General features: G+C 39.6%; 6 protein-coding genes. 2 read left to right on the top strand and 4 right to left on the bottom strand.

Annotated features, from left to right (window positions below):
• Window positions 1-152 precede the first annotated feature (152 nt).
• Genes hemG through pepQ form a run of 4 tightly spaced genes read right to left on the bottom strand, consistent with a single transcriptional unit; the run spans window position 153 to window position 4,135 of the window.
• Window positions 153-683, bottom strand: coding sequence for a menaquinone-dependent protoporphyrinogen IX dehydrogenase (gene hemG / locus B6258_RS10470; protein WP_099075212.1), 531 nt, complete (start codon window positions 681-683; stop codon window positions 153-155).
• A 20-nt stretch (window positions 684-703) separates the two neighbouring features.
• Window positions 704-2,155 carry a Trk system potassium transporter TrkH gene (gene trkH / locus B6258_RS10465; protein WP_099075211.1) on the bottom strand — a complete coding sequence of 484 codons (1,452 nt, stop codon included), beginning with the start codon at window positions 2,153-2,155 and terminating at the stop codon, window positions 704-706.
• A gap of 25 nt (window positions 2,156-2,180) precedes the next feature.
• Window positions 2,181-2,801 (bottom strand): IMPACT family protein, encoded by a 621-nt coding sequence (locus B6258_RS10460; RefSeq protein WP_099075210.1) that lies wholly within the window; start codon window positions 2,799-2,801, stop codon window positions 2,181-2,183.
• Window positions 2,801-4,135 carry a Xaa-Pro dipeptidase gene (gene pepQ, locus B6258_RS10455; protein ID WP_099075209.1) on the bottom strand — a complete coding sequence of 445 codons (1,335 nt, stop codon included), beginning with the start codon at window positions 4,133-4,135 and terminating at the stop codon, window positions 2,801-2,803. The genes B6258_RS10460 and pepQ overlap by 1 nt, the downstream gene beginning before the upstream one ends.
• A gap of 267 nt (window positions 4,136-4,402) precedes the next feature.
• On the opposite strand from pepQ, the gene fadB reads away from it, so the two are divergent.
• Window positions 4,403-6,691: a fatty acid oxidation complex subunit alpha FadB gene (gene fadB / locus B6258_RS10450; RefSeq protein WP_099075208.1), complete on the top strand. Its 2,289-nt coding sequence runs from the start codon at window positions 4,403-4,405 to the stop codon at window positions 6,689-6,691.
• Window positions 6,692-6,702: 11 nt separating this feature from the next.
• Complete coding sequence (fadA, locus tag B6258_RS10445; RefSeq protein ID WP_099075207.1) at window positions 6,703-7,866, top strand: acetyl-CoA C-acyltransferase FadA; 1,164 nt, start codon at window positions 6,703-6,705, stop codon at window positions 7,864-7,866.
• Window positions 7,867-8,008: the final 142 nt, after the last annotated feature.

The following is an 8,008-nucleotide window of genomic DNA, read 5'->3' as shown; positions in this document are numbered from 1 at the left end:
CGTCCTGCGTGGCTTGTTGTTTGCTCATCGCCGGTCAGTGGATGCGCATTATAGGGAGATCTCGGATTAGCGCAAGTGTTTTTTTAAAATAATTTTCTGTTCGTTCAAAACGCCAGCAAGGCGTATAAAAACCCCACAACAAAGGTTGAATATCACTCAATTTTGGCAAAATGCGTCACAAACTCGCTTACTTTATTCCAATCTGTATATTCAATTTCTTTTGTCGGATCCGTTTCACCTTTAGTCATCTTCATAATTAACTGGATCATGACTCTATCAATCCATTTATAACGAGGATAAAAAAGTGCGCCAGCAAAGACACCCGTTAACGTTGGCTTCCATGGAGTCTTATCTAAAAACTTACGCATATAAGCATTCGTCTCAGGTGTATTCTTTTCTGCTTTTCTTGCAGTAAGATTAACGCCAAAGAATGCAGACGGCATACTATTCAATTGTGCAAGATGACGAGTAATAAATTTATCGAGAGCTTTATTAAAGTAACCATAGCGAATAGAAGCACCGACTAAGACTTTATTATAAGCAGATAAATTTAAACTCTGTTGAACAGAGGTTAAATCTCTCACATCACATTCATGACCGTGCTGTCTTAATTCATTCGCGATTTGTGTCATTATCTTTTTAGTTTGACCATCAGTACTGCAATACAACAATAGCGCGCTCATACATCACTCCTTGTATTAAATTAATCACGCCAAAACGTTGGGGTAAATAAAACTAATAATGTGAAAACTTCGAGTCGCCCAAATAACATTGTCACGACTAATATCCATTTTGCAGCTGGATTCATTGTCGTGAAGTTATCAGCAACAATACCCAATCCAGGGCCAAGATTATTTAATGTGGTGGCAATAGCAGAAAATGCAGAAAATTCATCAACGCCTGTCGCTATCAACAACATTAAGCTAATAATAAATACCAATGCATAAGCGGAAAAAAATCCCCACACAGCTTCAATAATACGTTCGGGTAATGCTCGGTGACCAAGTTTGATGGTATAAACAGCATTAGGGTGAACAAGACGTTTTAATTCACGATTCCCTTGTAGGAATAAAAGCAAGATACGAATGACTTTCAATCCCCCACCCGTTGATCCTGCACAACCACCAATAAACGCCGAGCATAATAATAGAAGAGGTAAAAATGCAGGCCACTGTGCAAAGCTATCCGTGGCAAAGCCTGCTGTTGTCGCCATAGAGACAACTTGGAAAAAAGCTTGGTTTATGGTTATCCATCCTGTGTCGTATACAGAATAAAGCCATAGAATACCGCTACAGATAATGACTAATCCCAATTGAATTGAAATAAACATACGAAATTCAGGATCACGCCAGTAGATATTTAAGCTTCTTCCCGTTAGCACAGCAAAGTGCAAACCAAAGTTACAACCAGAGATCAGAAGAAATACACCAATAATGATGTTAATGGTTGGACTATTAAAATAACCAATACTGGCATCGTGAGTAGAAAATCCACCAATTGCAATAGTTGAAAAGCTATGAGAAATCGCATCAAACACATCCATGCCTGCAATCCATAATGCTAAGGCACAAATGATCGTTAATAAGACATAAATAAGCCAAAGTGCTTTTGCTGTTTCCGCAATTCGAGGTCGCATTTTGTTATCTTTCAATGGACCCGGCATTTCTGCGCGATATAACTGCATTCCCCCAACGCCTAAAAGTGGAAGAATAGCGACAGCTAATACGATGATCCCCATCCCACCTAACCATTGGAGCATTTGGCGATAAAACAAAATAGCTTTAGGTAATGAATCTAGCCCTACAAGCGTCGTAGCACCTGTTGTAGTCAGTCCAGAGAAAGATTCAAAAAAGGCATCAGTAATAGAAAGATGAGGTTGTTCAGAAAAAATAAATGGCAATGCCCCGACACTACCCAGTACCGTCCAAAATAAGACAACAATAAGAAAGCCTTCTTTAGGCTTAAGCTCACTTTTTTTATGTCGATTGGGGATCCACAGCATTAACCCAATGATCAATGCGACAACAAATGTTTGGCTAAATGCACGCCCTGCACCATCTCGATATATTAATGCGACAATACCGGGAATGATCATCGTGACAGAAAATAAGATAACAAGCAGTCCGACAATACGGGTTATTGAACGAAAATGCATTTAGCGATTTCCTTGATAGCAAAGATTATTCATTTTTATCTAACGGGATTAATTGCATACTGCCACGACTTATATCACGTAGTTTAACTTCAACTTCACCGCTATGCACGGCAGGCAATGAAAGTATAAAAGTGACCTTATCAGTATATTCACTTGAAAGTACTTGCCCATGATATTGTTCAACAACTTGTTCAAGTAATGAAACAAGTGAATATTCACACGCTACACTAAAACACAATTGTGGCACTTTCGTTTTTGTTGGCAGAAGCTTTAATGCTTGTTGAACGCCACTGCCATAAGCTCTAACTAACCCACCGGTTCCTAATTTGATCCCACCGAAATACCGAACAACCACTGCGGTAACTTCTCCCATTCCACTCCCTAAAAGAGGTGCTAGAATAGGTTTTCCCGCTGTACCTGTTGGCTCACCATCATCAGAAAAACCTAACTGTTGTGAGTCATCAGGTCTTCCTGCAACAAAAGCCCAACAGTGGTGTCGGGCATCAGGAAATTGCTCTTTGATAGACTGAATATAAGCTTTTGCTGCATCAATACCTTCAGTATGAGCAATAAATGTAATAAAACGACTCTTCTTTATTTCTTCACTGAATTCTACAGTTTCAGCGGGGATCAAATACGCTTTCATCAGGCTAGGTGTAAGTCTCTGGTCATATTTTCAATTTTGTTATCGTGGATAATAATATTATCTTCAATACGAATACCACCAAATGGTTTGAAATGCTCAATAAGCTTCCAATTGAAATGAGTACTGTATTTTCCTTCTTTCCAAGGCTCTAACAGAGAGTCGATAAAGTAAAATCCAGGTTCAATTGTTAATACCATACCCGGTTCAACAATACGTGTGCAACGTAAGAATGGATACATTGCAGGAGCCGCTAAATGGGTTCCTTTATCATCTTGCATAAATCCAGCCGCATCATGAACTTGCAGTCCTAAAGCATGCCCTAAACCATGAGGTAAAAAAGGTGTCGTTAATCCCGCATTCACCATCTCTTCTTCACTCACGCCTTTAACAATGCCGTACTTATTAAGCAGTCCTGCAATGCGTTGATGCATTTGAACGTGGTATTCAGTATAACGCACACCCGCTTTCATCGTTGCAATCAGCGCTTGTTGTGCATCATTCATATCTTTAACTAATGAAGTAAATTCATGATTTTCTTTTGCGCTATAAGTACGAGTGATATCTGCTGCGTAACCATTATACTCTGCACCCGCATCAATAAGGAAACTACGATATTCCTCTGGAGATTCATGATCTAATTTTGTGTAATGCAAAACAGCAGCGTGTTCATTTAAGGCGACAATATTGCCGTAAGGAACATCGGTATCACGATGACCTGTAGCCATTAAATACGCCATATTAATATCAAACTCACTTAATCCAGCTTGGAAAGCTTCCCGAGCGGCAATATGTCCATTGACGGCCATCTTTTGCGCTTCACGCATACAAGCTAATTCATAACCTGTTTTATAGGCACGGTAATAATGATAATAATTAAGAAGAGATTGATTGTTGATATTATCAATACTCACACCTAATGATTCTGCTCGTTGTTTATTAGGGCCAATATAAGCGGTATTTTTATTAATATAAGGTGCTAACTCTTTTTGAATATCATCAACATTTTTAAGATGAATTAACTCAACTTCATGAGTCCAATAGCTACTTGGTAAAGCTTCAACACTGTGCCAATAATCAACTGGGGAATAGAACCACAATTTAGGTTTATTAACGCCATCCGCTAATAACCAACAATGTGGTACATCTGTTACAGGCACCCATGCTTTAAAATGCGCATTCACTTTAAAAGGGTAATCACTGTCATCAAGGAAAACACGGATAGGTTCACCAGAATGAATTAATACAGAATCAAGATGGTGTCTGGATAAAGCATCACGAGTACGATTTTGTAGAGTTTTGATATGTTCTTGGTACAGAGAGAGCAATTTTTCCATTATTAATTACCTTATCTTATTCATTGTTAATGATTCAGCTTAACACGCCAACTCTTTGAGTGGCTAACCCCATAACAAAAATAGATTATTGCTGATTTATCTCTCCTCTTTTTATCAAACTGAGCAACAACATAGAATTCAATAAGTTGAATAATTTCACTGTGATCACCCTTGCAGTTTTTTAATCAAATATTTGCATTTATTTAACATAGTATTCACACTCTTATTATCTGGTCATACCAGTCTATATATTTAGGGAGAATACAAATGCTCTATCAAAGCGAAAATATTCAAGCCGATTGGGTGAAACAAGGCATTGTTGAACTCACTTTTAACGCCAAAGGTTCTATTAATAAATTAGATACCAAAACGGTTGCAATGCTAAGTGAAGCTTTAACAGTATTAGAAGCAACACCGGGCCTAAACGGTGTTATTTTGCGTTCCGAAAAACCGGCTTTTATTGTCGGTGCTGATATTACCGAGTTTTTATCCCTTTTTGATGCCCCTGAAGAAGAATTGACTCAGTGGCTACATTTCTCTAATCAGATTTTTAGTCGACTAGAAGACTTACCTGTTCCTACCGTTTCTGCCATCAACGGCTATGCACTTGGCGGTGGATGCGAGTGCGTACTTGCTACTGATTTTCGTATTGCTTCTCCTGATTTACGTATCGGTTTACCAGAAACAAAACTTGGGATCATGCCGGGCTTTGGTGGTTCAGTACGTCTTCCTCGTTTAATAGGTGTCGATAACGCATTAGAAATTATTACTGCCGGTAAAGATGTTGATGCTCAAACAGCACTTCAAAATGGATTAATCCAAGCAATTGTTCCTCTAGAAAATTTAAAAGAAAGTGCTATTTCGCTAATCGAACAAGCAATTGAAGGCAAAATTGATTGGAAAGCGGCACGTCATCCAAAAACAGTACCATTAAGACTGACAGAGCTTGAACATAAAATGTCTTTCAGTGTGGCTAAAGGTATGGTGATGAAAGTAGCCGGCCCTCACTATCCAGCACCTATCACCGCAGTAAAAACGATTGAAAAAGCAGCCTTTCTAAATAGAGATGAAGCGCTGGCTCTCGAAACTGAAAACTTTGTTAAGCTCACACGCACTGATGTTGCAAAAGCCTTAGTCGGTATTTTCCTTAATGATCAGTATGTCAAAAATATCACGAAAAAACGCCATGCCGAGTTACCTAAACAGGCTGCTGTATTAGGTGCTGGGATCATGGGAGGTGGGATCTCCTACCAATCTGCCTTAAAAGGTATTCCTGTTGTCATGAAGGATATTAACCCAAAATCCCTTGAGCTGGGTATGAATGAAGCATTAAGCCTGTTACAAAAACGCCACGAAAAAGGTCGAATGAATGCCGTAGATATGGCGAAAACGCTCGCTTCTATTCAACCGACATTGAATTACGCTTCTGTCAGTGATGCGGATGTTATTGTTGAAGCCGTTGTTGAAAATCCAAAAGTAAAAGCAACTGTACTTGCAGAAACAGAAGCACTATTAGCAGATAACGCGATTCTGGCTTCTAACACTTCAACCATCCCTATTTCATTACTTGCAAAATCCTTAAAGCGCCCTGAGAATTTCTGTGGGATGCACTTCTTTAACCCAGTTCATCGAATGCCACTGGTTGAAATCATTAAAGGCGAAAAAACCAGTGAAGAGACAATTAATCGTATCGTCAGTTACGCCAGTAAAATGGGAAAAACACCGATTATCGTTAATGATTGTCCCGGCTTCTTTGTAAACCGAGTCCTCTTTCCTTATTTTGCGGGATTCTCTCTATTACTAAGAGATGGTGCTGATTTTATTGCTGTTGATAAAGTGATGGAGAAGGCATTTGGCTGGCCTATGGGACCGGCATACCTACTTGATGTTGTGGGTATTGATACGGCAAATCATGCTCAAGCCGTCATGGCTCACGGTTTCCCTGACAGAATGGGTACGATTGAGCGAGATGCGATTGCNGCATACCTACTTGATGTTGTGGGTATTGATACGGCAAATCATGCTCAAGCCGTCATGGCTCACGGTTTCCCTGACAGAATGGGTACGATTGAGCGAGATGCGATTGCTCTTTTATATGAGCAACAGCGATATGGTCAGAAAAATAATCATGGTTTCTATAATTACTCTGTTGATAAACGGGGTAAAAAACAGAAATCTGTTGATGATCAAATTCAAACGCTTCTTCAACAACATGCTGGCAAAACACAAGAGTTTAGCCAAGATGCAATTATTGCTCGCATGATGATCCCAATGATCAATGAAGTTATCCGTTGTTTAGATGAAGGTATTATTGCCTCACCAGCAGAAGCTGATATTGCGTTAGTTTATGGTTTAGGCTTCCCTCCTTTCCGAGGTGGTGTATTCCGTTACCTTGATACCATCGGATTAGCGCAATTTGTTGCAGATGCACAACAATACGCATCATTAGGGCCTCTTTACCAAATCCCTGAAAGCTTAAAACAGAAAGCGCAACGCAACGAAACCTACTATCCAAAGCCCGCAAAAGTAGATGTTAACATCAGAGAACTCGCTTAAGGAGATATGAAATGGAAAAGGTTGTCATAATTGATGGTATTCGTACTCCAATGGGACGCTCGAAAGGTGGTGCATTTCGCCATGTTAGAGCGGAAAATCTCTCTGCACAATTGATGCAAACACTACTAACACGTAATCCGAATATTAATCCCAATGATATTGGTGATGTGATTTGGGGTTGTGTACAACAAACTTTAGAGCAAGGTTTTAATATTGCTCGTAATGCAGCGTTATTGGCTGAACTTCCACACAAGGTTCCAGCAGTGACCGTTAACCGGTTATGTGGTTCATCAATGCAAGCATTACATGATGGCGCACGCCAAATTATGCTGGGTGATAGCCAAGTAGCATTAATCGGCGGTGTTGAACATATGGGTCACGTACCGATGACTTATAATGCAGATTTTAATCCATCACTTAACCTTTCTGTTGCTAAAGCCTCATTTTCAATGGGATTAACAGCAGAAATGCTCGCAAAATCATTCCAAATTTCACGCGAAGAACAAGATAAATTCGCTTACCGTTCTCATCATTTAGCTGCTCTTGCAACGCAACAAGGCTATTTTGATAATGAGATAATTGCGATTAATGGTCATGATGCAACGGGTAATTTTATCAATGTAAAAAATGATGAAGTTATTCGTTATAACCCGAGCCTTGAAGAGTTAGCACAGCTTAAACCCGTATTTGATCCCGCGGCAGGCTCTGTAACAGCAGGCAATTCATCCGCAGTTTCTGATGGTGCATCCGCCATGTTTATCACCAGTGAACGTTATGCCAAAGAACACAATTTAAAGCCTCGTGCCATTATTCGAGCTATGGCTGTGACTGGATGTGATCCGGCAATTATGGGTTATGGCCCTGTTCCTGCAACAGAAATCGCGTTAAAAAGAGCAGGATTAACATTAGGTGATATTGATATTTTTGAGCTAAATGAAGCTTTTGCTGCACAGTCATTAGCTTGCATGAAGAAAATGAATTTACTCGATAGTATCGATGACAAGATTAATTTAAATGGCGGAGCGATTGCCTTAGGACATCCTTTAGGTTGTTCAGGCTCTCGAATAACCACTTCATTATTAAATATTATGGAGCGTAAAGATGCGCAGTTTGGCTTAGCCACAATGTGTATTGGATTAGGGCAAGGTATTGCAACGATTATAGAACGTGTTTAATACGGCATTTTGTATATCCACGTTCTGATCGTTAGGAACGTATTCTTTTCGATTGCATGGTTAGAAACCATTTTCCCGCCGTCAGGGGCGGGTTTTTTTATGGTTTTAAAAACGAAAATAATAACAAATAACGGGGTACTCT

It is taken from the genome of Proteus alimentorum (assembly GCF_002607735.1).
Taxonomy (GTDB): Bacteria; Pseudomonadota; Gammaproteobacteria; order Enterobacterales; family Enterobacteriaceae; genus Proteus; species Proteus alimentorum.
This window is presented reverse-complemented; position numbering and strand designations above follow the sequence as displayed.